The following is a 24,302-nucleotide window of genomic DNA, read 5'->3' as shown; positions in this document are numbered from 1 at the left end:
CGGGGTACGGATCATGCTCCCGGCCGACGGCGGGGAGCGTGATGGACACCGGGATGGGGTTCGTGGCCACCGACGCGGTCAACCCGGCCGGGCGCGACGGGCTGCTCCACGGCGGCGGGTTCGGCCTGCTCGGTGCGCAGGTGGTCGCGATCCTGGTCGCGGCGGGGTGGGCCTTCGCGGGCAGCGCCGGGCTGGCGTGGCTGGTGCGGCGGACCATCGGGTTCCGGGTGCCGGAACACGTCGAGACCGGCGGGATCGACGAGGCCGAGCACGCCGAGAGCGCCTACGAGTACTCCCCGCTGCGCACCCGCGGCTCGGGACCGGAGAGGACCTGGACATGAAGCTGGTGACGGGGATCGTCAAGCCGTTCGCGCTCGGCGACGTCAAGGAGGCGCTCGAGAAGCTCGGCGTCCTGGGCATGACGGTGACCGAGGTGCAGGGCTTCGGCCGGCAGAAGGGCCACACCGAGGTCTACCGGGGCGCGGAGTACGCCGTCGACTTCGTACCGAAGATCCGGGTCGAGGTGGTGGTCGACGACGCGGTGGCCGACCGGGTCGTCGACGCCCTGGTCGACGCCGCCCGCACCGGTAAGATCGGCGACGGCAAGGTGTGGGTCACCCCCGTCGACACCGTCGTCCGGGTCCGCACGGGAGAACGAGGCGCCGACGCCCTCTGAGGCCCCGCGTTCCCGCGAGTCGCGCTGTCGCCCCCCGCGAGTCGGGACTTCCGGCACCGCGGGTCGCGAGCTCCGGCACCGCGAGTCGCGACTTCCGGCACCGCGAGTCGCGAGCTCCGGCACCGCGAGTCGCGACTTCCGGCACCGCGAGTCGGCACTGTGACGTGACCGAATGTGCGATTCCGGGAGGTCGTGGACCCGGTAGCTGTGGCCAGGCTGTGTGGAACCGGGTGGGCGGAACGAACCGGTGGAACCGGACGTTGGGTGCCCATGACCCTCGCGACCGTGCCCGGCGACACCCCGCCCCGCCCGCTGCCCCTCCCGCCGGGGCCCGGGCTCGCCGGAGGTGCCGCGGCACCGGTGCGGCTGTCGGTGCCGGGCCGCGCGCTGGTGCTGGTCGCGGGTGTGCCCGGCGCGGGCAAGAGCACGCTGCTGCGTCGCATGCCGCAGCGGCCCGGGCTGCGGGTGCTGGACTCCGAGACCCAGCGTGACCTGCTGACGCGCGTCCTGCCCGGGGTGCCGTACCCGCGGATCCGGGCGCTGGTGCACTTCCTGCACCGGGTCGCCGCGGTGCTGGCCGCGACGGGGTCCGCCCGCGTCGTCGTCGTGCACCTGCCGGCGACGTCGACGCGGCTCCGGCGCCTGGTCCGCGGCCTGGCCCGGCTCACCGGCCGCGCGGCGTACCTCGTCTGGATCGACGCGGCGCCCGAGGAGGCGTTGCGCGGGCAGGCCGACCGCGGCCGCGTGATCCAGAGCCGGTCCTTCGCCCGTCACGTGGGCCGGGCCGACGGGGTCGCGGCCCGGATCGGCGCGGGCACCCTGGGCGAGCCCTGGGCACGCGCGATCTCCCTCGACCGCCCCACGGCTGCCCGCGGTCTCGCCGTGACTCCCTGAATCGCACACTCGGTCGCCCGGACCTGCCGACTCGCGCTGCCGGAGCTCCCGACTCGCGCTGCCGGAGCTCCCGACTCGCGCTGCCGGAGCTCCCGACTCGCGCTGCCGGAGCTCCCGACTCGCGCTGCCGGAGCTCCCGACTCGCGGGGTGCGGGGACGGGAGCAGGGGTCTGCGTCCCGGGGGCGGGGCCACGTAGACTCGCTGGGGTGTTCGACACCCTGAGCGACCGCCTGTCCGGAGCGCTGCGCGACCTGCGCGGCAAGGGCCGGCTGTCCGACGCCGACATCGACACCACGGCGCGCGAGATCCGCATCGCGCTGCTCGAGGCCGACGTCGCGCTGCCGGTGGTGCGGTCCTTCATCGCCCGGATCAAGGAGCGGGCGAAGGGTGCCGAGGTCTCGCAGGCGCTGAACCCGGCGCAGCAGGTCGTCAAGATCGTCAACGAGGAGCTCATCGGCATCCTCGGCGGCGAGACCCGCCGGATCGCGCTGGCCAAGGAGCCGCCGAGCGTCGTCATGCTCGCGGGTCTGCAGGGTTCCGGTAAGACGACGCTGGCCGGCAAGCTGGCCCGCCACCTCAAGGACCAGGGCCACACGCCCCTGCTGGTCGCCTGTGACCTCCAGCGGCCCAACGCGGTGAACCAGCTGCAGATCGTCGGCGAGCGCGCCGGGGTGCCGACCTTTGCGCCGGAGCCCGGTAACGGCGTCGGCGACCCCGTCGACGTCGCGCGCCGCGGTCTGGCCTTCGCGCGCGAGAAGCAGTACGACGTCGTCATCGTCGACACCGCGGGCCGCCTGGGTGTCGACGCCGAGCTGATGCAGCAGGCCAGCGACATCAAGGCCGCGGTCCGGCCGGACGAGACGCTGTTCGTCGTCGACGCCATGATCGGTCAGGACGCGGTGGCCACGGCCGAGGCGTTCCGGGACGGTGTCGGTTTCTCCGGTGTCGTTCTCACCAAGCTCGACGGCGACGCCCGCGGTGGTGCCGCGCTGTCCGTCCGCGAGGTCACGGGCCAGCCGATCCTCTTCGCGTCGAACGGCGAGAAGCTCGAGGACTTCGACGTCTTCCACCCGGACCGGATGGCCAGCCGGATCCTGGGCATGGGCGACCTGCTCACCCTCATCGAGCAGGCCGAGCGGGTCTTCGACGAGGAGCAGTCGCAGAAGGCCGCGCAGAAGATCTCCACGGGCGAGCTCACCCTGGAGGACTTCCTCGAGCAGATGCTCGCCATCCGCAAGATGGGCCCGATCGGGAACATCCTCAACATGCTCCCGGGCGCCAACTCCGCGCAGATGAAGGAGGCGCTCGCCCAGGTCGACGACCGGCAGCTGGACAAGCTGCAGGCGATCATCCGCGGCATGACGCCGGCCGAGCGCGACGACCCGAAGATCATCAACGGGTCCCGGCGGCTGCGCATCGCGAACGGCTCGGGCGTCACCGTCTCGGACGTGAACGACCTGGTCAACCGCTTCTTCGAGGCCCGCAAGCAGATGAAGATGATGGCGGGCCAGTTCGGCTTCGGCGGCGGCCGCTCGGCCACCCGCAAGCAGACGAAGAACAAGCGCAAGGCCAAGCAGGCCAAGAAGGGCAGCCGGCCGAACCGCCAGCCCGCGGGGGCGAACCCGTTCGGCGCCGACCTCTCGCAGCTGCCGCCGAGCCTGCAGCAGATGCCGCCCGGCCTCGACCAGCTCCCGCCCGGTTTCGACCCGTCGAAGCTGAACTTCGGGAACAAGAAGGGCAAGTAGTGCTGCACCTGCGCGGCACCGTCCTCCCGGACGGTGGCACGGACCTGTACGTCGACGACGCCGGCCGGGTCAGCGCGGAGCCCCTGCCCGGCGCCGAGGCCGTCGACGCGCCGTTCATCCTCCCCGGGCTGGTCGACGCCCACTGTCACGTCGGGATCGCGACCGGCGGCGCGCCCGCCGACCTGGCGGAGTGCGAGGAGCAGGCGGTCGTCGAGCGCGGCGCGGGCGCGCTGCTGCTGCGCGACTGCGGCTCGCCCACGGACACCTCGCCGCTGCGCGGCCGCGTGGACCTCCCGGAGATCATCCGGGCGGCCCGGCACCTGGCCCGGCCCAAGCGGTACATCTCCGGCCTGTCGGTCGACCTCGACGACCCGGCCCTGCTGCCCGACGCCGTCGCCGAGCAGGCCGCGGCGGGCGACGGCTGGGTGAAGCTCGTCGGGGACTGGATCGACCGGGGGATGGGCGCCGACGCCGACCTGGCCCCGCTCTGGCCGGACGACGTGCTGAAGGCCGCCGTCGACGCCGCGCACGCGGCCGGGGCCCGGGTGACCGCGCACGTCTTCGGCACCGAGGCCCTGCCCGGGCTGATCGGCGCCGGGATCGACTGCATCGAGCACGGCACCGGCCTCACGGACGAGCTCATCGCCGAGATGGCGGAACGCGGGACCGCGCTGGTGCCCACGCTGATCAACGTCGACACGTTCCCCGGGATCGCGGACAAGGCCGGCAAGTACCCCGCCTACGCCGAGCACATGCGGGAGCTGCACCGCACCGCCCGGGACACGGTCGGGCGGGCGATCGACGCCGGCGTCCCCGTCTTCGCCGGCACGGACGCCGGCGGCGGCATCCGGCACGGCCGGATCGCCGACGAGATCGAGGCGCTGCGGCAGGCCGGTCACCCCGACGCCGTGGGTGCCGCCTCCTGGACCGCCCGGCGCTGGCTGGGCCGGCCGGGCCTCGAGCCGGGCGCGCCCGCGGACCTCGTCGTGTACCGGGAGGACCCACGCCGGAACCCGGCGGTCCTGCGCGACCCGGCGCTCGTCCTGCTGCGCGGCCGCCGGTACTGAACCCGGAGCCGGAGCGGGGGCGCCCTGCGCGTCCGCGCCCGGTAGCGTCGTGATCGTGGGCCAGCCCGACCCGATCCCGGACCCGCCGTCCGCGCCGCCGCCGACCGGCCCGTTCCCGTCCGCGCCACCGCAGGACCCGCCGCCGTACCCGCCGCAGCAGGCCACGGTCGGCGTGCCGGAGCCGCCGGCCTCGCAGGACCCGCCCCCGCACCGCTGGGGGATCGGGGCGTACGTGCTGGTCGAGATCCTCTTCCTCGGATCGTCGTTCCTGATCGCCGCTCTGCTGGCCGATCCCGAGGGGCCGTCGGTCGCCGCCGTGATCCTCGGGCTGTCCGTGCCGACGGTGCTGGCGGCGGCGACGGCGCTGCTGATCACCCGGGTCCGCGGCAACGGCCCGCGGATCGACCTGGGCCTGACGTGGACCGCCCGGGACGTCGCCGCCGGCCTGCTGTGGGGCCTCGGCGGCCTCGTCGTGAGCGTCCCGGCGTCGCTCGTCTACGTGGCAGTCGTCGGGCCGGACAACGCGACCACGGCCGTCGGGCAGGCGTTCGACGGCATCCGGGTCGGCTGGCCGGTCGCGCTCGGGGTGTTCGTGCTGGTCGCGTTCGTGGCGCCGCTCTGCGAGGAGATCGTCTACCGCGGGCTGCTGTGGGGCGCGGTCACCAAGCACGGGGCGAACCGGTGGGTGGCCTTCGCCATCACCACGCTGCTGTTCGCGATGGCCCACTTCGAGCTGACCCGCACCCCGTTGCTGCTGGTCGTGGCGCTGCCGATCGGGTTGGCGCGGGTGTTCACCAGGCGGCTGCCGGCGAGCATCGTGGCGCACCAGGTCAACAACCTGCTGCCGGCGCTCGGGCTGGCGCTCGCGCTGACCGGAGGGGTGCCCGCGTCCCTGTAGGCGTCTGGCAGAATGGTGCGTCGGGTCCGTGGCCGGCCCTCTACCGATGCCGCGGCCGGGAGCAGTCGAGTGAGCGAGCCGTACCCCCACGCGGTCCTGCGCTGACTCACGAGCAGCACACACGATCCGCGAGGAGCACCGAGAAGCGTGGCCGTCAAGATCAAGCTGATGCGTCTGGGCAAGATCCGTCAGCCGTACTACCGCGTCGTCGTCGCCGACTCGCGCACCCGCCGTAGCGGGCGCGCCATCGAGACGATCGGCAAGTACCACCCGAAGAGCGAGCCGAGCCTGATCGAGATCGACTCGGAGCGCGCGCAGTACTGGCTGGGCGTCGGCGCGCTGCCGACCGAGCCGGTGCAGCACCTGCTCGAGATCACCGGCGACTGGCAGAAGTTCAAGGGCCTGCCGGGCTCCGAGGGCACCCTCAAGCCGCAGCCGGAGAAGGTCGACAAGCTGGCGCGCTTCAACGCCGCCCTGGCCGCCGCCGGCGAGGAGCCGACCACCGAGGCCACCACGCCGAAGAAGAAGGCCGCCAAGGCCGAGAAGTCCGACGAGGCCCCCAAGGCTGACGAGGCGGCGGAGTCGACCGAGTCGTGAGCGTTCTGGCGGACGCCCTGGAGCACCTGGTCCGGGGCATCGTCGACCACCCGGACGAGGTCCGGGTGGACCTCGTCACGAACCGCCGGGGCCGCACGCTCGAGGTCCGGGTGCACCCCGAGGACCTGGGCAAGGTCATCGGTCGCGGCGGGCGGACCGCCACCGCGCTGCGCACCGTGATGGGGGGCATCGGCGGACGGGGTGTGCGGGTCGATGTCGTCGACACCGACCGGTAGGACGCCTGCGGGAGCCCGGCGGCGGGCGTCGGCGGGCATCCGGAGACCGGCCGCGCCGGCCCCTCGGGCCACGGCCGGTCCCGGGGGCGGGGACGTCCTCGTCGGGATCGTCGCGAAGGTGCACGGCCTGCGCGGCGAGCTGGCCGTCGAGGTGCGCACCGACTCGCCGGAGGAGCGCTTCGCCGCGGGCTCCGTGCTGCGAGCCCGGCGGCGGGACGCCCCGGACGCGACGCTGACCGTGGAGAGCAGCCGACCCCACTCGGGGCGGCTGCTCGTCCGCTTCCGCGAGGCGCCGGACCGCACGAAGGCGGAGGAGCTGCGCGGCGCGCAGCTGCTGGTGCCGACGGCCGAGCTGACGCCGCCGGAGGACCCGGAGGAGTTCCACGTCCACCAGCTCGAAGGCCTGCGCGCCGAGCTGCCCGAGGGCACCGTGCTCGGGACCGTGCGCGAGGTCGTCCTCGGCCCGGGCGGCGACCTGCTGGCCGTCGCCCGCGAGGGCCGGCCCGACGCGCTGGTCCCGTTCGTCACCGAGATCGTCCCGACGATCGACCTCGAGGGCGGGCGCGTGGTCGTCGACCCGCCCGAGGGCCTGCTCGATCTCGACACCCCCTGACCTGCCCCTGATCTGCACCAAGAGGCCCCGTCGCACCGCGGCGGGGCCTCTCTCGTGCCGCCATCGTCAACCAAGGTTGACGGCTCGGACGTCGTCAACGTAGGTTGACGGGCATGACAGATGCGACGGCGGTGGCCGCGGCGGCGTCCAGCAAGGACCCGCACGTCGGCCTGGCGGCGGTGGCGGCGCTGCGCGCGCTGCAGGAGTCGCTCGAGGAGCTGCAGGTGGGCAACGCGCGGGCCCAGGGCTGGTCCTGGGCGCAGATCGCGGGCGTGCTGCAGGTGAGCAAGCAGGCGGTGCACAAGAAGTACCGGCGGCTCGGGTACTAAAGGGGGAGACGCGATGTTCGAGAGGTTCACGCTGGCGGCCCGCACCGCGGTGGTGCACGCCCAGGAGGACGCCCGCGAGCGCAGGCAGGCGCAGATCCGGACCGAGAACCTGCTCCTCGGGCTGTACGACGCGCCGGCGACGCCGGAGTCGACGGCCGCCGCGCTCCTGCGCCGCGCCGGCGTGGAGCGGGCGGACGTCGAGGCGGAGATCGCCCACCGCGCGCGGGCCGAGGCGGCGCCCGACGCCGAGAAGCTGGCCCTGCTGGGCATCGACCTGGACGAGGTGCGCCGGCAGGCGGAGGAGACGTTCGGGCCGGGCGCGCTCGACCGGACGCGGGCCGGCAAGCAGCGCCGGATGTTCGGGCACATCCCGTTCGACGACGCCTCGAAGAAGGCGCTCGAGCTCTCGCTGCGCGAGGCGCTGCGGCTCAAGCACAAGGAGATCGGCAGCGAGCACGTCCTCCTCGGCCTGCTGCACGCCGAGGGCGGCGCGCGGGACCTGCTGGCGGCCCGCGGCGTCACGCTCGACGGCATGCGCTCCGCGGTCGAGGGGCTCGGCCGCGGCGAGGCGAGCGGCTGATCAGTCTCCTCGTCGAAGGTGTCCTCGTGCCCGGGGCGGGCGGAGCGGACGCCCTCGACCTCGGCGAGCTCGCTCGCCGGCGCGGTGAGATCACCCCGGCCCGCGAGTCGGAGGGTGACGGCGGCGACCCGGGCGCCGTCGTCGCTCACGCTCTCCCGCGCGATCGCGAGTTCCTGCACCGCCCACCCCCGCCGGGCGCAGGGCTGCAGGACCGTGCGGAGGATGCCGCGGCCGTCGGCGTAGCGGAGCCGCAGCACCGGGGGGTCGCGGCGGTGCCGCTGGGTCGCGCGCGCCAGGGGCAACAGGCCGCGGGTGACCACGAAGTGCCCGGCGGTCGCGGCCACGGCCAGGACGGGCAGGCCGGCCCCGCACGCGGTGCCGATGCCGGCGGCGAGCCAGACGGTGGCCGCCGCCGTCAGGCCGCGGACGACGTCCTACCGGACGAAGATCAGTGCGCCCCCGATGAACCTGATGCCCGAGACGATCTGTGCGCCGATCGGGGACGGGTCGAGCGCGACGTGTTCCGTGCCGAGCAGGTCGCCGAACCCGTAGTTCGACACCAGCATGAAGACCGCCGCGCCCACCCCGACGAGGGTGTGCGTACGCAGGCCCGCGCTCTTCGCGCCCGCCTCGCGCTCCAGCCCGATCACCGTGGTCAGGACCAGCGCGAGCAGCACCGGGAGCAGGAGGGACCACTGCCCGCCTGAGGACCACAGCGAGGGCAGGCCGGTGGGCACCTCGCCACCTCCCCTTTGGCAGGATCCGCCCGGTGCGGATCGACGTCGTGACCATCTTCCCGGGCTACCTTGCCCCGCTGCGCGAGGCGCTGCTGGGTCGGGCGGTCGAGAAGGGCCTGATCGACGTCCGGGTGCACGACCTGCGGCACTGGACGCACGACGTCCACCAGGCCGTCGACGACGCCCCCTACGGCGGCGGGCCGGGCATGGTGATGAAGCCCCAGGTGTGGGGCGAGGCGCTCGACGAGGTGCTGGCGGACGGGCCCGCGCGGCTCGTCGTGCCGACCCCCGCCGGGCGACCGTTCACGCAGGCCGCCGCGCGGGCCTGGGCGGTGGAGGAGCGGCTGGTCTTCGCCTGCGGCCGCTACGAGGGCATCGACCAGCGGGTGGTCGACCACTACGCGGCCCGGATGCCCGTCGACGAGGTCAGCATCGGCGACTACGTGCTGGTCGGCGGCGAGGTGGCGGTGCTGGTCATGGTCGAGGCCGTCGCCCGGCTGCTGCCCGGCGTACTGGGCAACCCGCGCTCCGCGGCCGAGGACTCCTTCTCCGACGGCCTGCTCGAAGGCCCCTCCTACACCCGGCCCGAGGTGTGGCGGGACCTGCCGGTCCCGGCCGTGCTGCGCAGCGGCAACCACGCCGCCGTCGACCGCTGGCGGCGCGACCGCGCCCTCGAGCGGACGGCCGAGCGGCGCCCCGATCTCCTCGCCGCGCTGCCCGAGGGGGCCCTGGACGCGGCCGACCGCGCGGTGCTCGGTACCCTGGGGGCAGCGGAGCGGGGCTGACCGGCCCCACCGGTGTCACCCGCCCGGAACCCGTCTGGCACTATGGACGGGTTGCCACGGGCCGACGAACGTGTGTCGGCGCCTCCCATCGGGGACTGGTGCCCCTTGCCCGAGCCCTGGCACACACGCTTGCACGACGAACATTGGACGAGGACGGACCGCGCGATGAACACCCTGGACGACCTGGACGCACAGATCCTGCGCTCCGACATCCCCAGCTTCCGGCCGGGTGACACGCTCAAGGTGCACGTGAAGGTCATCGAGGGCAACCGCTCCCGGGTCCAGGTGTTCCAGGGCGTCGTCATCCGGCGTCAGGGCGCCGGTGCCCGCGAGACCTTCACGGTCCGCAAGGTGTCGTTCGGCGTGGGCGTCGAGCGCACCTTCCCGGTGCACACCCCGAACATCGAGAAGATCGAGGTCGCGACGCGGGGTGACGTGCGTCGCGCCAAGCTCTACTACCTCCGTGACCTGCGCGGCAAGGCCGCCAAGATCAAGGAGAAGCGCGAGACCCCGACCGCGTCCTGAGCCCGTCACCCCTTCGAGACGCGGCCCTGACGTAGCCTCACCACGTGGCGTCACCCGAGCTCCCCGACGACCGCCGCGCCCCGTCGCGGCGGCACGGGCCCACGGACCCGTCCGACCCCCGGTCGGGCGGTGGCGCTCCCGTCGGTGAGGTGCCCGCGCGGCACGTCCCCGGCACCGGGCCCGCCGGCGCGCCCTTCCCCGGGCCGCAGGGCGGGTTCGACGGGCGCGGGCCCGGTGGGAACGGGCAGCCTCCGTCGAGCGGGTACGTGCCGTCGAACGGCTACCCCCCGCAGAACGGGTACGGACCGGAGTCCGCGCAGGCCCCGGAGAACGCGAACGGGTTCCGGAACGGGCAGGCGCCGCCGAACGGGCAGGGCCCGCAGTTCCCGGGCCCGGCGCCGTACGGAGGCCGGCGGCCCCCGTCGAACGGCCTTCCGCAGAACGGGCGGCCCCCGTCGAACGGCCTTCTGCAGAACGGTGAGCGGCCCTTCCGCCCCGCCGGCCCGCCGCCCGCGCAGAGCAGCCCCGGCTTCCGGCCGGTCGGCGGCCCGCCGGACCCCCGCCGCGGCTCACCCCGGCGCCCCCTCGACGACGACCGCCCCACGGACGTCGTCGGCATGCCGCCCGTGCCCGCGGAGGCGGACGCGGAGGTCACCGAGGAGACCGCACCCGCCGACGCGACCGTCGAGCCCCAACGCCGGGTCGACCCCTCCGCCGCCGAGTCCGACGGCGTCCCCGGCCGGCACCGCCGCCGCGCGGGCGCCACGTCCGGCAGCCACCCCGCGTCGGACTACGTGCCGAAGCGCGGTCCCGGCGGCAGGAAGCCCCGCTCGGGGCGGCGCCGGCGCAACACCTTCTGGAAGGAGCTCCCGCTCCTCGTCGGTGTGGCGCTGGTCCTCACCATCCTCATCCAGGCGTTCCTGGCCAAGGTCTACGTGATCCCGTCGGGCTCGATGGAGACCACGCTGCACGGCTGCACCGGCTGCACCAACGACCGCGTGCTCGTCGACAAGGTCACCTACCGGTTCGGCGACCCGCAGCCCGGGGACGTCGTCGTGTTCCGCGGGCCGGACTCCTGGGTGAACACCGAGTTCACGGTCGACGAGCCCACCAGCACGTTCGGCGAGGTCGTCCAGCAGTTCCTGTCCCTGATCGGCCTCGCGCCGCCGGACGAGAAGGACTTCGTCAAGCGCGTGATCGCCGTCGGCGGGCAGACGGTGTCCTGCTGCGACTCCCGCAACCGGGTCATGGTCGACAACCAGCCGCTCGAGGAGCCCTACATCTACTACCTGCCCGAGGCCGGGCCGGCGCGGCAGATCCCGTTCGGCCCGATCACGGTGCCGCAGGGCGAGCTGTGGGTGATGGGCGACAGCCGCAACAACTCGTCGGACTCCCGCATCGACGGCCACGGACCCATCCCGGTCGACAACGTCATCGGCAAGGCCCGCATGAAGGTGCTGCCGGTCAGCCGGTTCGGCTTCATCGACAGCACGAACCCGCAGCAGTCGCAGGCGACCGCCCTCGGGGTCGCCGGGGACGGCGCGCCGCTCGCCCTGGGGGTGCTCGGCGTGGTGCCGTTCTGGCTGCTCCGCAGGAGATCCCTGCTGGCGGCCGAGGAGGAGTTCCTGCCCCGCCGACGTCGAACCTGAGGTGGCTGCACCCGTCCAGCGGCCCGCCCGCCGCCCCCGCCGGAAGCGTCCCGCCGAGCTCCTGCCCCCGGGGTGGAGGCCCGGCCGGGCGACCGTGCGCGCGTCCGCCGGCACGTGGACCCTGCAGAGCACGCTGCAGCGGCACGGCCTCGGCCCCGTCGCGGGCGTCGACGAGGCCGGCCGCGGGGCCTGCGCCGGTCCGCTCGTGGTCGCGGCGTGTGTGCTGCGCCCCGGCGACGCCAAGCGGCTCGAGGGCCTGACCGACTCCAAGATGCTCACGCACACCGTGCGCGAGGAGTTCTACTACCGGATCCTGCGCCGCGCCGAGGACTTCTCGGTGATCGTGATCCCGCCCACCGAGGTGGACCGGCGCGGCGTGCACGTCGCCAACATCGAGGGCATGCGCCGCGCCGTCGCGGGCTTGAGCCACCCACCCGGCTACGTCCTCACGGACGGCTTCCCCGTCCGCGGGTTCGGCAGGCCGACCCTCGCCGTGCCCAAGGGCGACCTCACGGCGGCCTGCGTGGCGGCGGCGTCGGTGCTGGCCAAGGTGACCAGGGACCGGCTGATGGTCGAGCTGGACGGGCGGTACCCGCAGTACCGCTTCGCCGAGCACAAGGGCTACTGCACGCCGGTGCACGACGCCGCCCTCGCCGAGCACGGCCCGTGCCCCGAGCACCGGTTCTCGTTCGTCAACGTCGCCTCGGTGGCCCGCGTCGGCGATCGCGTGGCGTTGGTCCAGAATGGGGCGTCCGGCGAGGAGACCGGGGACATCGAGGACGCGGAGCTCGCCGCGGACGACGAGGCGTTCCTCGTCGGGGACGCGGGCGAGGACAGGGTCGCAGGGGGAGTGGAGTCGTGAGCGCCGAGGATCTCGAGAAGTACGAGACCGAGATGGAGCTCACGCTCTACAAGGAGTACCGCGACATCGTCTCCCAGTTCTCGTACGTCGTGGAGACGGAGCGGCGCTTCTACCTGGCCAACTCCGTCGACGTCGCACCCCGCAACGCGGACGGCGAGGTCTACTTCGAGGTCCGGATGTCCGACGCGTGGGTCTGGGACATGTACCGGCCGGCGCGGTTCGTGAAGAACGTCCGGGTGGTGACGTTCAAGGACGTCAACATCGAGGAGCTCGACAAGCCGGACCTGCGGTTGCCCGAGGGCGACCAGTTCGGCCACTAGGCGTCCCCTAGCACCTCCCCCCGACGGTTCCGGTCCTCCCGGCCGTCGGCATCGGCGGTTGTCCACCGTCCGCGGCTCCTGTGGAGCACTTTGCGCGTTCCGCCCCACGGGTCGGTGCGGGCGGAGATCGTGTCCGGCATGGCAGCCAAGGACGAGCTCGGACGCCGCGGCGAGGACGTCGCGGTCGAGTACCTCGAACGCAAGGGCCTCGTGGTGCTGTCCCGGAACTGGCGGTGCCGGGAGGGCGAGATCGACGTGGTGGCCACACAGCGGGAGCGGGACGGCACCCGCCTGGTGGTCTGCGAGATCAAGACCCGCTCCGGCACCCGGTACGGCGAGCCCGCCGAGGCCGTCACCGGGCTCAAGGCCCAGCGCATCCGGCGGGTCACCAAGGCCTGGCTCGCGGCGCACCACGTGGCGTGGTGCGAGATCCGGTTCGACGTCGTCGCGGTGCTGATGCGCCCCGGCCGGCCGGTCACCCTGGAGCACTACGAGGCGGCGTTCTGATGGCGCTCGCCCGGGGCTGGTCCGTGGCGCTGCACGGCGTCGAGGGCGTGCCCGTCGAGATCGAGGCGCTGGTGGGCGGCGGGATCCCCGGTGTCCAGATCGTCGGGCTGGCCGACACCGCGCTGCAGGAGTCGGTGCACCGGATGCGGTCGGCGATCGTGAACTCGGGCCGGGAGTGGCCGTCCGTGCGGATCCTGCTCGCGCTCTCCCCGGCCACGCTGCGCAAGACCGGATCCCGCTTCGACCTGGCCCTCGCCTGCTGCGTGCTGGCCGGTGCGGGTGTGGTCGACCCCGACCGGCTCGGGGCGACGGTGCTGCTCGGGGAGCTCGCCCTCGACGGCCGGGTGCGGCCCGTGCGCGGGGTGCTGCCGAGCGTCCTCGCGGCGCGATCGGCCGGGCTGCGACGGGTGGTGGTGCCGGTCGCCGCGCTCGAGGAGGCCGGCCTGGTCGACGACGTCGACGTCTACGGGGCCACCACACTCGACCAGGTCGTGGGCTGGTTCGCAGGGGAGCGCGAGCTGGACCGGCCGCTGGGCCCACCGCCCACGCCGCCCGCCGCGGTGCCCGATCTGGCCGACGTCGTGGGCCAGCCGGACGCGCGCCGCGCGCTCGAGGTCGCCGCCGCCGGCGGGCACCACCTGCTGCTCGTCGGCCCGCCCGGCACCGGCAAGACCATGCTGGCCCGGCGGATCGTCGGGCTGCTGCCGGAACTGAGCCGGGACGAGGCGCTGCAACTGGCGTCGGTTCGCTCGGTGATCGGGGAGGCGGGCGGCGACCCGCTGAGCCGCGTCGCCCCGTTCGTCGCCCCGCACCACTCCTCGTCGATGGCGGCGCTGCTCGGCGGCGGGAGCGGGCTGGCCCGGCCCGGCGCCGTGTCGCTCGCGCACCGCGGGGTCCTGTTCCTCGACGAGTGCGCCGAGTTCCAGCCCCATGTGCTCGACTCGCTGCGAACCCCGCTCGAGGAGGGCGAGGTCCGGCTGGCCCGGGCGGACGGGAGCGTGCGGTACCCCGCACGGTTCCAGCTGGTCCTCGCGGCCAACCCGTGTCCGTGTGCGCCGGCGCGGGACCGGGACTGCATCTGCACGTCGATCGTGCGGCGCCGGTACCTGGGGCGGCTGTCCGGCCCGCTGCTCGACCGCGTCGACCTGCGGGCCCGGATGGTCCCGGTCACCGAGATCGGCGGTGCCGGCGAGGCGGAGGAGGACACCGCCACGGTGCGCGCGCGGGTGCTTACCGCCCGGGCGGCCGCGGCGGAGCGATGGTCGGCGCACGGGTGGCGGACCAACGCCGAGGTTCCCGGCCCGGCGCTGCGGCGCACCTTCGGCCTGCCTCGCGCCGTCGTCCGGCCGTTGGAGGAGCGGATGCGGGCGGGCGAGCTGTCCGCACGTGGCGCGGACAGAGCGCTTCGGGTCGCGTGGACGCTCGCCGATCTGGCAGGCGCGACGTCGCCGGACCGGGAGACCGTGGACAACGCGCTGTACTACCGCGAGCGGGGTGCGGCGTGACCGCCATGGCACCCCGCACGGCCGTGGTGGACGAGGAGGTCCTGCGGGCGCGGGCGTACCTGCTGCGGGTCGCCGAGCCGCCGGCGCTCCACACCAAGATGCTCGTCGACCTGCTCGGCCCGGTCGCGGCGGCCGACGCGATCCGCCGCGGCGACGTCCCCGAGCGCGTGGCGGACGAGACCTCCGCGCGGCGCGGGGCGGACAGAGTCGATGCCGACCTCGCGGCGGCCGCCGCCTGCGGCGCGCGGCTGGTCGTGCCCGAGGACCCGGACTGGCCGCAGTGGCCGTTCGCGTGCTTCGGCCTGACGGACAAGAAGGAGCTGGCACCGCCGCTGGGGTTGTGGGTGCGGGGGAACGGCTCGCTGGCCGATCTCACGGACCGGGCGGTCGCCATGGTCGGCGCCCGTGCGGCCAGCGGCTACGGCACCCACACCGCCGCCGAGCTCGGAGCCGGGCTCGCCGCGGCCGGGCAGACGGTGGTGTCCGGCGCGGCGATCGGGATCGACGGCGCCGCGCACCGTGGTGCCCTGGCCGGCGGCGGACCCACGGTCGCGGTGCTGGCGTGCGGGCTCGACAGGGCCTACCCCACGTCCCATGCCGGCCTGATCGATCGCGTCGCCCGTCAGGGGCTGGTGGTGTCCGAGTACCCGCCGGGCGCGGTGCCGGCGCGGCACCGGTTCCTGGTGCGGAACCGTCTGATCGCGGCGCTGTCGGTGGGCACGGTGGTCGTCGAGGCGGCGCTGCGCAGCGGCGCACAACGCACGGCGTCCGACGCCCGCGAGCTCGGCACGGTGCTCATGGCGGTTCCGGGACCGGTGACCTCGGCGGCTTCCGCGGGCTGCCACGAGCTGATCCGACAGGGCGCCCTCCTGGTCACCCGGGCCGAGGAGATCACCGAGGCGACCGGGCGGCTGGGGGTGGAACTGGCCCGCGAACCGGAGCGGCCGCAGCGGCGCACGGACGTCCTCGACGAGACCCAGGCCCGCGTGCACGACGCCCTGCCCCCGCGCGCCGCCCGCGACATCGCCTGGCTGGCGGTCGAGGCGGGCCTGGAGCAGGACACCGTCCGCTCCGCGCTCGTCGAGCTGGAGCGCCGCGGCCTCGCCGAGTTCCACGAGGGCCGCTGGCAGCGGTCGGTGGGAGGGGGCGGGTGAGGGCCGGAGGCGAGCGGTGCGCCTGTGATCATCGCGTGCGGTGCATCCTGGCCGCCGGCGGCCGGCAGGTACCGCAGGTGGTGATCATCGACGCGGCGCACCGGGGCCGGGACCCGACGAGATGAGCACCAGTGCTGTTCAGGGCCGCCGCGGGAGCGCTGGTGTTCATCTCGGCGTGCGGTCGTGTGCAGGAGAGTGAGGCGAGGACGGCTCGGAGGGGCGACCGGCGTGGGTCGTTGACCCTGGCTCGCCCGACACGCACCGTCGACGGATGGCCCCGCCCGATCGTGAGACGCCGCCGGAGGACAGGTCCGAGGGCGGGTGCGCCGACCCGACCAGGAGCACGTGCGCGAACGAACTCGCCGCTCCGACGGGACGCGGGGCCGCGGACGGGCTCGCCGATCCGAGCGAGAGCGGGGGCGCGGACCGGAGCGCCGCCCCAGCCGGACGCGGCGCCGGCGAGACCGGCTCCGACTCGCCGGAGCGCGCGCTCGTGCCGGAGATCGGGGAGGTGGTGGACCGCTTCCTCCGGCACCTCGAGCTGGAACGGGGCCGGTCCGCCCACACCGTGCGCGCCTACCGCTCTGACCTCGTCGGGATGCTGCGCGGCCTGCCGTCCCTCGCGGCGCTCGACCTGGCGCACCTGCGCCGGCGGCTGGGTGAGGCGCACGCCGCGGGGACGAGCCGGGCCACGCTCGCCCGGCGGGCGGCGGCGGTCCGCACCTTCACCGCGTGGGCGACCCGCAACGGGGTGCTCGCGAGCGATCCCGGGGCGCGGCTGAGCTCGCCCAGGTCCCGGGGTGAGCTGCCCGAGGTGCTGCGGGCGGACCAGGCCGCGGCGGTGCTCGACGCGGCGACCTCCGGCGCGGCCGAGGAACACCCGGAGGCCCTCCGCGACCTCGCGCTCCTCGAGGTCCTGTACGCGACCGGCATCCGTGTGGGCGAGGCCTGCGGACTCGACGTCGACGACGTCGACGACGAGCGCCGCACCCTGCGCGTCCTGGGCAAGGGCGACAAGGAGCGGACCGTGGTGTTCGGGGTGCCCGCGGCCGACGCGCTGCGGCGCTGGCGGGCGCTCGGCCGGCCGGCGCTGGCGCGTCCGGACTCGCCGCCCGCGTTGTTCCTGGGCGTCCGCGGAGGGCGACTGGACCCCCGCGTCGCGCGCACGATCGTGCACCGCGCGATGGCGGCGCTACCCGGCGCACCGGACATCGGCCCGCACGGCTTCCGGCACGCCGCGGCGACACACCTGCTCGACGGCGGCGCGGACCTTCGTTACGTACAGGAGTTGCTCGGTCACGCTACGCTGTCGACTACTCAGCTCTACACGCACGTGACCGTCGACCGTCTGAAGGTGGTCCATGACCAGGCTCATCCCCGGGCATGACGCTCCGGACGTGGAGTCTGCGCAGGTCACGCGGCAGGTCAGCGGCCTGGCAGGAGCCCTGGCCACGGCCCTGACCGCCGCGGACGCGCCCGCGGTCGGCGAACGCAGGGTGTCACTGCGGGCGGTCCCGGCCGGGTTCGGGGTGTCACCGGACGTGGCAGGGGGCGCGGAGTCGAACCTCGGCGGGCCGCACCGGGCCGCCGAGCACGTCGCCCTCGTCGCGCCGTTGCGGCCGGACAGGCGCGACACGCCCGACGCCGCAGCCTGTCCCCCGATCGGGCACCGCGGCTCGGCGGACGGCACCACCCGTCCCGACGCCCCGGCCGTCGACCGACGCGGCACGTCCGACGCCGTCCTGCCCACCGAGAAGGGCACCGTCGCCGTGGGCGAGACGCCCGCGGCGGCGTCTGCCGTCGGCACGCCCGGGAGCGAGGCGCCCGCGGCCGCCGACATCACCTCGACCCTCTGGTCGGACTTCCTCGCGAGCCGTGGGCCGGCCGCCCGGGACCGGCTCGTGATCCACTACCGGGCGCTCGTGCGCGGGGTCGCGGGCAAGATGGCCGGCGGCCTGCCGGCCCACGTCGACGCCGCCGACCTGGTCCAGGTCGGGATGTCCGGGCTGATCGAGGCCGTCGAGCGGTTCGAGCCCGAGCGTGAGGTCCGGTTCGAGAGCTTCGCCGCGCAGCGGATCCGCGGCGCGATGCTCGACGAGCTGCGCGCCCAGGACTGGGTGCCGCGCACCGCCCGGGCCCGCCGCCGCGAGGCCGAGCGGGCGCGCGAGCGCCTGGAGACCCGGCTCGGCCGCACGGTGGACGACCGGGAGATCGCCAACGAGCTGGGCGTCGGGCTCCGCGAGCTGCGCGGCATGCTCCAGCACCGGCAGCTCGTGAGCGTGGAGGCGCTCGAGTCCGGCGGCGACGTGCAGGTGCCCGTCGCGGAGCTGGTCGCGGACGAGTCGGCGCCGGACCCGCTGGAGGTCGTGGAGCACGGCGAGACGGTCCGCGAGCTCGCCCTCGCCGTGGGCGCACTGGGGGAGCGGGACCGCGAGGTCGTGCGCCTCTACTACCTCGAGAACCGGACGCTCGCCGAGATCGGCCGCCTGCTCGGCGTGACCGAGTCGCGGGTCTGCCAGCTGCACTCCCGCCTGGTCACGCGCCTGCGCACCCGCCTGACCGAACCAGCCTGAGCGCGCCGACCCTCACCCCGGCCACGGGTCGGGGAGCGGCAGCAGCCGGACGTGCCGCGGCCGTAGCAGCACCAGCGGGTCCATGTACTCCGACGTCGAACGCACACCGCGCCGCACGCCCCAGTGCAGGCAGGCCTCGGCCGGGCACCCGGCGTGCCCGGCCTCGAGCACGCCGATCGGGTCGCCCCGGGCCACCCGGACCCCGACGGCGACGGTGCCGGTGACCGGCTCGTAGGTCGTCCGCAGCCCGTCGGCGTGCTCCACCGACACCACCCCGCGCCCCGCCACGGGCCCGGCGAACACGACGACCCCGTCCCGTGCCGCGAGCACCGCCTGCCCCACACCTCCGACCAGATCGGCACCGCGGTGCCCGCGGCCGTAGCGGAAGGGCGGCTGGTCGAACGGCCGCGCCACCGCCGGCACCGGCGCGAGCGGCCACCCGTACTCCACCCCGGGCGCGAGCTCTGCCGTCGGTTCCCCGGCCGCCGGTTCCCCGGCCGGTCCTGTGGCCGGTTCCGTAGCGGCCGACCCCGTGGCTGCCGGCCGTGTGGTCGCCCACCCCGCGCCCGCCTGTCCCGCAGTCGCCGAATCGGCCGGAGATGCCGCCGACGCGAAGGCCGTCCGCCCCGCCCCACCCCCCACCCCCACCCCCACCCCGAGCAGCAGTCCGCAGACCACGACCACCACCAGCCGTCGAGTCGCCGTCCGCCGACCCGCGCCGGGCCGCGCCGTCCACGAACCCACCACCCGCCGAGCCCCCGCCCGCTCCATGCGGCCACCCTGCCCCGGAGCAGCGCGGGTCCGCCGTCGAGAGGACGATCGATCCACAGGCCCCCGAACCTGGGGACGGATCGGGTGCGGGCGGCCGTCCCGGGTGAGGCCGATCGGCGGCCGGGCGTACACTCGATCCCGCACCTCGACCGCTCGAGGTGACTTCGCGCGCTCGCGTGCCCTGCGGAAGTGGGGTCGGCGACCGGGCGGTCCTGTACTCCTGCCGACCGGCCGGGTGCGGGTCCGGGAGCCGGCGCGGCGCCAGGGCGGAGCCCCGCAGGGGGCCCCGCGACAACCGCCATGCGCGGACCGGCCGGTGTGATCGGTGATCACCCTCCGCGGCCCGCGCCCGACCGAGAGGTGAACACCGGCCATGGCCGTCGTCACCATGAAGCAGCTGCTCGACAGCGGCGTGCACTTCGGGCACCAGACCCGGCGCTGGAACCCGAAGATGAAGCGCTACATCCTGACCGAGCGCAACGGCATCTACATCATCGACCTGCAGCAGACGCTGTCGTACATCGACCGCGCCTACGAGTTCGTCCGCGAGACCGTGGCCCACGGCGGCACGATCATGTTCGTCGGCACGAAGAAGCAGGCCCAGGAGGCCATCGCCGAGGAGGCGGGCCGGGTCAACATGCCGTACGTGAACCAGCGCTGGCTGGGCGGCATGCTCACCAACTTCCAGACCGTGCACAAGCGCCTCCAGCGCCTCAAGGAGCTGGAGTCGATGGAGCAGACGGGGGGCTTCGAGGGTCGCACCAAGAAGGAGATCCTCATGCTCACCCGCGAGAAGGACAAGCTCGAGAAGACCCTCGGCGGCATCCGCGACATGTCGAAGGTCCCGAGCGCGGTCTGGATCGTGGACACCAAGAAGGAGCACATCGCCGTCGGCGAGGCCCGGAAGCTCAACATCCCGGTCGTCTCCATCCTGGACACTAACTGCGACCCCGACGAGGTCGACTTCCCGATCCCGGGCAACGACGACGCGATCCGTTCCGCGGCGCTGCTCACCAAGGTGATCGCCAAGGCGGCGGCGGACGGCCTCATGGCGCGCTCCGCGCGCGCCCGCGGCGAGGGCGAGAAGGCCGAGGGCGCCGAGGAGCCGCTGGCCGAGTGGGAGCAGGAGCTCCTGACCGGCGGCGGGTCGGACGGCGCGAGCCTGGGCGGCGAGACCGCCGCCGCCGGCGCGGGCTCGGCCCCCGCCAGCACCAGCAACGGCACCCAGCAGACCGCCGGCTGAGAACCACCCGATCACGGCGGCCGGGGCGCCTCCCGCCCCGGCCGCCGATCGGCCCCCGACCCCCGTACCGCGAAGGACGAGAAGACACCGAGATGGCGAACTACACCGCCGCCGACGTCAAGCGGCTCCGTGAGCTCACCGGCTCCGGGATGATGGACTGCAAGAAGGCGCTCGAGGAGTCCGAGGGCGACTTCGACAAGGCCGTCGAGCTCCTCCGCATCAAGGGCGCGAAGGACGTCGGTAAGCGCGCCGAGCGCTCCACCTCCAACGGCCTGGTCGTCGCCGAGGGCGGCACCATGGTCGAGCTGAACTGCGAGACCGACTTCGTCGCGAAGAGCGACGACTTCGTCGACCTCGCCACCAAGATCCTCGCCGTGGCCGTCGAGCAGAAGCCGGCGGACGTCGAGGCGCTGGCCAAGGCCCCGCTCGACGGGGGCACCGTGGCCGACGCGATCCAGGCGCTCTCCGCCCGGATCGGCGAGAAGCTCGAGCTCAAGCGCTACATCCACGTCGACGGCCCGGTCGCGGTCTACCTGCACCGCCGCTCGAACGACCTGCCGCCGGCCATCGGCGCGCTCGTCGCCTACGAGGGTGAGGACGCCGAGGCCGCCCGCAACGTCGCGATGCACATCGCCGCCGCGCGCCCGCAGTTCACCACCCGCGACCAGGTCCCGGCCGAGGTCGTGGAGAACGAGAAGCGGATCGCCGAGGCGACCGCCCGCGAGGAGGGCAAGCCGGAGAAGATCCTCGACCGCATCGTCGAGGGCCGGATCACGGGCTTCTACAAGGACGTCGTGCTCCTCGAGCAGGCCTCCGTGCTGGACTCCAAGAAGACCGTGAAGGCGCTGCTGGACGAGGCCGGCGTGACCGTCAAGGACTTCGTGCGCTTCGAGGTCGGCCAGGCCTGAGCATGACCGACCACGGGATCGACGCCGAGAACACCACCCGCCGCGGGTACCGCCGCGTGCTGCTGAAGCTCGGCGGCGAGATGTTCGGCGGCGGGGGGCTCGGCGTCGATCCCAAGGTCGTGGAGACCGTCTCCCGGCAGATCGCGGAGGTCGTCGCGAGCGGCGCCCAGATCGCGGTCGTGATCGGGGGCGGCAACTTCTTCCGCGGCAGCGAGCTGCAGCAGCGCGGCATGGACCGCTCCCGCGCCGACTACATGGGCATGCTCGCCACCGTGATGAACTGCCTCGCGCTGCAGGACTTCCTGGAGCGCGAGCACCACCTCGACACCCGCGTGCAGACCGCGATCACGATGGGGCAGGTCGCCGAGGCCTACATCCCCCGGCGGGCCATCCGGCACCTCGAGAAGGGCCGGGTCGTGATCTTCGGGGCGGGCGTCGGCATGCCCTACTTCTCCACCGACACGGCCGGGGCGCAGCGCGCGCTCGAGATCGGCTGCGAGGCGCTGCTGCTGGCCAAGGGCGTCGACGGGGTCTACACCGCGGACCCGAAGCTCCACCCGACGGCAGAGATGTTCGACGAGATCACCCACCGCGAGGTGCTCGAGCGCGGCCTCAAGGTCGCCGACGCCACCGCTTTCAGCCTGTGCATGGACAACCGGATGCCGATCATCGTGTTCAACCTGCTGACCGAGGGCAACATCGCCCGCGCGGTCGCGGGTGAGAGGATCGGCACGCTGGTCAGTACGCCCGAGACCTGAGAACGACACGCCAGAACGCACCGGGAGCAGCCGTGATCGACGAAACCCTCTTCGACGCCGAGGAGAAGATGGAGAAGGCAGTCGAGGTGGCCAAGGACGACCTGGCCAGCGTGCGCACCGGCCGGGCGACCCCGGCGATGTTCTCGAAGGTCGTCGTGGACTACTACGGCGCCTACACCCCGCTGAACCAGCTCGCCTCGGTGTCGATCCCCGAGGCGCGGATGGCGGTCATCAAGCCGTACGACGCGAGCCAGCTCAAGGCCATGGAGAAGGCCATCCGGGACTCGGACCTGGGCCTGAACCCGAGCAACGACGGCCAGATCATCCGGTGCATCATCCCCCAGCTCTCGGAGGAGCGGCGCCGCGAGATGGTCAAGGTCGCGCGCAGCAAGGGCGAGGACGCGCGCGTCACCATCCGCAGCCTCCGCCGCAAGGCGATGGACGAGCTGCACCGCATCGTCAAGGAGGGCGAGGCGGGCGAGGACGAGGTGACCCGCGCCGAGAAGGAGCTGCAGGGCGTCACCGACAAGTACGTCCACCAGGTCGACGAGCTGGTCAAGCACAAGGAATCCGAGCTTCTCGAGCTCTGAAGGACCGTGACCACCTCGTCCAGTGCCGACCATCAGGCCGACCACGTGACCGACCACGAGGCCGACCCCGGCCCCACGCCAGACGCGGCCGGGAAGCCTCCGGTGACCTCGGACCTGCCCGGGTCGGGGCTGCCGGGCACGCCGTCCGCTCCGCCGCCGCGCTCGGCGCGCCTCGGCCGCAACCTCGTCGCGGCCATCGCCGTCGGCCTGTCGCTGGGGGCGGTCATCCTGGCGTCGCTGCTGGTGCAGCGGCAGGCGTTCATCATCGTGCTGGCCGCGGCCACCGCCGTCGGCACCTGGGAGCTCGCCGGGGCGTTCCGGCGCAGCAACCAGCAGATCAAGGTCCCGTTGCCGGTCCTGCTGCTCGGCGGACAGGCCATGGTCTGGCTGGCGTGGCCGTTCGGCCTGCGCGGGTCCGCGGTGGCCTTCGCCGTCACGGTCCTGGTCTCGCTCCTGTGGCGGATGGGCTTCGGCGCGCGGGGGAGCGGCGCCAATGCCGCGGACGGCTTCCTGCGGGACGTCGGCGCCGGCATCTTCTGCGCCGCCTACGTGCCCTTCTTCGTCTCCTTCGGCACGCTCCTCGTGCTGCCCGAGGACGGCGTCGGCCGGGTCCTCACCTTCATGATCTGCGTGGTCGCGTCGGACGTCGGCGGGTACGCGGCCGGGGTCGTCGCCGGCAAGCACCCCATGGCCCCGCGGATCAGCCCGAAGAAGTCCTGGGAGGGCTTCGGGGGCTCGCTGCTCGCCGGCATGGCCGCGGGTGCGCTGTGCGTCCTCCTGCTGCTCGACGGCGCGTGGTGGCTCGGCGCGATCCTCGGCGCGGTCCTGGTCGTCACGGCCACGCTGGGCGACCTCACCGAGTCGATGATCAAGCGCGATCTCGGCATCAAGGACATGGGCACGCTGCTGCCCGGGCACGGTGGCCTGATGGACCGGTTGGACTCGATGCTCCCGGCCGCCTTCGTGTCGTGGGCGCTGTTGAGCGTCTTCGTCCCCGTCGCATGAGGAACCCGGCGTCGGGGGTGCCGCACCGGATGACCGCATGAGGTACAAGGGCTTCGGCGGCCAGCTGAAGACCGGCCCCGCCATCCCCAGCCCCAACATCTGGCACTGGCCGGACGTGTACGAGCGCGAGAACCGCGCGCAGGACGCCGACGGCGTGCTCTGGGCCGCCCTGCGCGCGGCGGCGCCGTGGGCGGGGCTCGACGTCGTCGACGTCGGCTGCGGCGACGGCTTCCACCTGCCGCACTTCGCGGAGGAGGCCCGCTCGGTCCTCGGCGTCGAACCGCACCCGCCGTTGGTCGAGCGCGCCCGGCGGCGCGGGTACGAGGTGCTGCGCGGGGGAGCGGAGGCGCTCCCGCTACCCGACGCGTGCGCCGACGTCGTGCACGCCCGCACGGCCTACTTCTTCGGCGAGGGCTGCGAGCCGGGGCTCGCCGAGGCCGACCGGGTGCTCCGGCCGGGCGGCGTGCTCGCGATCGTCGACCTCGACTTCACCGTGCCGCCCTACGGCGACTGGCTGCGCGCCGACCTGCCCCGCTACGACCCCGCCGCCGTCGAACGGTTCTTCACGCGGCAGGGCTTCACCCAGGAGCGCGTGACCTCGACCTGGCGTTTCCCGGACCGGGAGACCCTCGAGGCCGTGCTGCGGATCGAGTTCGCGCCCGCGACCGCCACGCGCGCGATCGCAGAGACGACCGGCCTGAGCATCCCCGTCGGCTACCGCCTGCACACCCGCCGCAGGCCGGCCGGGATCATCACGGCCCGCTGACTCGGGCC

General features: G+C 74.2%; 29 protein-coding genes. 27 read left to right on the top strand and 2 right to left on the bottom strand.

Annotated features, from left to right (window positions below):
* Nucleotides 1-41 precede the first annotated feature (41 nt).
* From ACQP04_RS27295 to ACQP04_RS27245, 11 genes are all read left to right on the top strand, one after another.
* The gene (locus ACQP04_RS27295; RefSeq protein ID WP_433503406.1) at nucleotides 42-341 is read left to right on the top strand and encodes a hypothetical protein; all 300 of its coding nucleotides are present in this window, start codon (nucleotides 42-44) and stop codon (nucleotides 339-341) included.
* The gene (locus ACQP04_RS27290; RefSeq protein WP_433503405.1) at nucleotides 338-676 is read left to right on the top strand and encodes a P-II family nitrogen regulator; all 339 of its coding nucleotides are present in this window, start codon (nucleotides 338-340) and stop codon (nucleotides 674-676) included. The genes ACQP04_RS27295 and ACQP04_RS27290 overlap by 4 nt, the downstream gene beginning before the upstream one ends.
* 270 nt (nucleotides 677-946) lie before the next feature.
* Nucleotides 947-1,570, top strand: a complete 624-nt coding sequence (locus ACQP04_RS27285; protein ID WP_433503404.1) for an AAA family ATPase — start codon at nucleotides 947-949, stop codon at nucleotides 1,568-1,570.
* 207 nt (nucleotides 1,571-1,777) lie between these two features.
* A complete protein-coding gene (gene ffh / locus ACQP04_RS27280) occupies nucleotides 1,778-3,316 on the top strand; it encodes a signal recognition particle protein (protein ID WP_433503403.1) in 1,539 nt (512 codons plus the stop codon).
* The gene (locus tag ACQP04_RS27275; RefSeq protein WP_433503402.1) at nucleotides 3,316-4,383 is read left to right on the top strand and encodes an amidohydrolase family protein; all 1,068 of its coding nucleotides are present in this window, start codon (nucleotides 3,316-3,318) and stop codon (nucleotides 4,381-4,383) included. Before ffh ends, ACQP04_RS27275 begins: the two co-directional genes overlap by 1 nt.
* 55 nt (nucleotides 4,384-4,438) lie before the next feature.
* Nucleotides 4,439-5,281: a lysostaphin resistance A-like protein gene (locus ACQP04_RS27270; protein ID WP_433503401.1), complete on the top strand. Its 843-nt coding sequence runs from the start codon at nucleotides 4,439-4,441 to the stop codon at nucleotides 5,279-5,281.
* 147 nt (nucleotides 5,282-5,428) lie between these two features.
* A complete protein-coding gene (gene rpsP, locus ACQP04_RS27265) occupies nucleotides 5,429-5,878 on the top strand; it encodes a 30S ribosomal protein S16 (protein WP_433503400.1) in 450 nt (149 codons plus the stop codon).
* Nucleotides 5,875-6,114, top strand: coding sequence for an RNA-binding protein (locus ACQP04_RS27260; protein ID WP_037046929.1), 240 nt, complete (start codon nucleotides 5,875-5,877; stop codon nucleotides 6,112-6,114). Before rpsP ends, ACQP04_RS27260 begins: the two co-directional genes overlap by 4 nt.
* A gap of 37 nt (nucleotides 6,115-6,151) precedes the next feature.
* Nucleotides 6,152-6,727, top strand: a complete 576-nt coding sequence (gene rimM, locus ACQP04_RS27255) for a ribosome maturation factor RimM (protein ID WP_433508448.1) — start codon at nucleotides 6,152-6,154, stop codon at nucleotides 6,725-6,727.
* 113 nt (nucleotides 6,728-6,840) lie between these two features.
* A complete protein-coding gene (locus ACQP04_RS27250) occupies nucleotides 6,841-7,056 on the top strand; it encodes an AsnC family protein (RefSeq protein ID WP_037046931.1) in 216 nt (71 codons plus the stop codon).
* A 13-nt stretch (nucleotides 7,057-7,069) separates the two neighbouring features.
* A complete protein-coding gene (locus ACQP04_RS27245; protein WP_433503399.1) occupies nucleotides 7,070-7,636 on the top strand; it encodes a Clp protease N-terminal domain-containing protein in 567 nt (188 codons plus the stop codon).
* Between the two features lie 434 nt (nucleotides 7,637-8,070).
* On the opposite strand, the gene ACQP04_RS27240 is transcribed toward ACQP04_RS27245, so the two are convergent.
* A complete protein-coding gene (locus tag ACQP04_RS27240) occupies nucleotides 8,071-8,373 on the bottom strand; it encodes an MgtC/SapB family protein (RefSeq protein ID WP_433503398.1) in 303 nt (100 codons plus the stop codon).
* Between the two features lie 32 nt (nucleotides 8,374-8,405).
* Between ACQP04_RS27240 and trmD the strand changes: the two genes are divergently transcribed.
* The 10 genes from trmD (at nucleotide 8,406) to ACQP04_RS27190 (ending at nucleotide 18,253) form a co-directional block, all read left to right on the top strand.
* A complete protein-coding gene (gene trmD, locus ACQP04_RS27235) occupies nucleotides 8,406-9,158 on the top strand; it encodes a tRNA (guanosine(37)-N1)-methyltransferase TrmD (protein WP_433503397.1) in 753 nt (250 codons plus the stop codon).
* Between the two features lie 165 nt (nucleotides 9,159-9,323).
* A complete protein-coding gene (gene rplS, locus ACQP04_RS27230) occupies nucleotides 9,324-9,683 on the top strand; it encodes a 50S ribosomal protein L19 (RefSeq protein ID WP_037046942.1) in 360 nt (119 codons plus the stop codon).
* Nucleotides 9,684-9,727: 44 nt separating this feature from the next.
* Entirely contained in the window at nucleotides 9,728-11,332 is a 1,605-nt protein-coding gene (gene lepB / locus ACQP04_RS27225; protein WP_433503396.1) for a signal peptidase I, read from the top strand.
* A gap of 61 nt (nucleotides 11,333-11,393) precedes the next feature.
* On the top strand, nucleotides 11,394-12,194 hold the full coding sequence (locus ACQP04_RS27220) for a ribonuclease HII (RefSeq protein ID WP_433508447.1): 801 nt from the start codon (nucleotides 11,394-11,396) through the stop codon (nucleotides 12,192-12,194).
* On the top strand, nucleotides 12,191-12,514 hold the full coding sequence (locus tag ACQP04_RS27215; RefSeq protein ID WP_037046945.1) for a DUF2469 domain-containing protein: 324 nt from the start codon (nucleotides 12,191-12,193) through the stop codon (nucleotides 12,512-12,514). The genes ACQP04_RS27220 and ACQP04_RS27215 overlap by 4 nt, the downstream gene beginning before the upstream one ends.
* A gap of 138 nt (nucleotides 12,515-12,652) precedes the next feature.
* On the top strand, nucleotides 12,653-13,021 hold the full coding sequence (locus ACQP04_RS27210) for a YraN family protein (RefSeq protein WP_037047145.1): 369 nt from the start codon (nucleotides 12,653-12,655) through the stop codon (nucleotides 13,019-13,021).
* Nucleotides 13,021-14,526 carry a YifB family Mg chelatase-like AAA ATPase gene (locus ACQP04_RS27205; RefSeq protein WP_433503395.1) on the top strand — a complete coding sequence of 502 codons (1,506 nt, stop codon included), beginning with the start codon at nucleotides 13,021-13,023 and terminating at the stop codon, nucleotides 14,524-14,526. The genes ACQP04_RS27210 and ACQP04_RS27205 overlap by 1 nt, the downstream gene beginning before the upstream one ends.
* Before the next feature lie 5 nt (nucleotides 14,527-14,531).
* Nucleotides 14,532-15,680, top strand: a complete 1,149-nt coding sequence (dprA, locus tag ACQP04_RS27200; protein ID WP_433508446.1) for a DNA-processing protein DprA — start codon at nucleotides 14,532-14,534, stop codon at nucleotides 15,678-15,680.
* A gap of 271 nt (nucleotides 15,681-15,951) precedes the next feature.
* Entirely contained in the window at nucleotides 15,952-17,067 is a 1,116-nt protein-coding gene (locus tag ACQP04_RS27195; protein WP_433503394.1) for a tyrosine recombinase XerC, read from the top strand.
* Between the two features lie 10 nt (nucleotides 17,068-17,077).
* Nucleotides 17,078-18,253, top strand: a complete 1,176-nt coding sequence (locus tag ACQP04_RS27190) for a FliA/WhiG family RNA polymerase sigma factor (protein WP_433503393.1) — start codon at nucleotides 17,078-17,080, stop codon at nucleotides 18,251-18,253.
* Between the two features lie 12 nt (nucleotides 18,254-18,265).
* Here ACQP04_RS27190 and ACQP04_RS27185 read toward each other — a convergent pair whose 3' ends face one another.
* Complete coding sequence (locus tag ACQP04_RS27185; protein WP_433503392.1) at nucleotides 18,266-18,667, bottom strand: M23 family metallopeptidase; 402 nt, start codon at nucleotides 18,665-18,667, stop codon at nucleotides 18,266-18,268.
* A gap of 730 nt (nucleotides 18,668-19,397) precedes the next feature.
* Between ACQP04_RS27185 and rpsB the strand changes: the two genes are divergently transcribed.
* The 6 genes from rpsB (at nucleotide 19,398) to ACQP04_RS27155 (ending at nucleotide 24,294) form a co-directional block, all read left to right on the top strand.
* Complete coding sequence (rpsB, locus tag ACQP04_RS27180; protein ID WP_037046988.1) at nucleotides 19,398-20,267, top strand: 30S ribosomal protein S2; 870 nt, start codon at nucleotides 19,398-19,400, stop codon at nucleotides 20,265-20,267.
* Nucleotides 20,268-20,359: 92 nt separating this feature from the next.
* Nucleotides 20,360-21,175: a translation elongation factor Ts gene (gene tsf / locus ACQP04_RS27175; RefSeq protein WP_358207840.1), complete on the top strand. Its 816-nt coding sequence runs from the start codon at nucleotides 20,360-20,362 to the stop codon at nucleotides 21,173-21,175.
* A gap of 2 nt (nucleotides 21,176-21,177) precedes the next feature.
* On the top strand, nucleotides 21,178-21,933 hold the full coding sequence (gene pyrH / locus ACQP04_RS27170; protein WP_433503391.1) for a UMP kinase: 756 nt from the start codon (nucleotides 21,178-21,180) through the stop codon (nucleotides 21,931-21,933).
* A gap of 32 nt (nucleotides 21,934-21,965) precedes the next feature.
* Nucleotides 21,966-22,523 carry a ribosome recycling factor gene (gene frr, locus ACQP04_RS27165; RefSeq protein ID WP_037046992.1) on the top strand — a complete coding sequence of 186 codons (558 nt, stop codon included), beginning with the start codon at nucleotides 21,966-21,968 and terminating at the stop codon, nucleotides 22,521-22,523.
* A 102-nt stretch (nucleotides 22,524-22,625) separates the two neighbouring features.
* Nucleotides 22,626-23,528, top strand: a complete 903-nt coding sequence (locus ACQP04_RS27160; protein ID WP_433508445.1) for a phosphatidate cytidylyltransferase — start codon at nucleotides 22,626-22,628, stop codon at nucleotides 23,526-23,528.
* A gap of 37 nt (nucleotides 23,529-23,565) precedes the next feature.
* Nucleotides 23,566-24,294, top strand: coding sequence for a methyltransferase domain-containing protein (locus tag ACQP04_RS27155; protein ID WP_433503390.1), 729 nt, complete (start codon nucleotides 23,566-23,568; stop codon nucleotides 24,292-24,294).
* Nucleotides 24,295-24,302 lie beyond the last annotated feature (8 nt).

The sequence above is a fragment of the Pseudonocardia halophobica genome (assembly GCF_050948485.1).
GTDB lineage: Bacteria > Actinomycetota > Actinomycetes > Mycobacteriales > Pseudonocardiaceae > Pseudonocardia > Pseudonocardia halophobica.
Note: the sequence above shows the minus strand (reverse complement) of the source record. Positions and strands in the feature narration are given on the sequence as shown.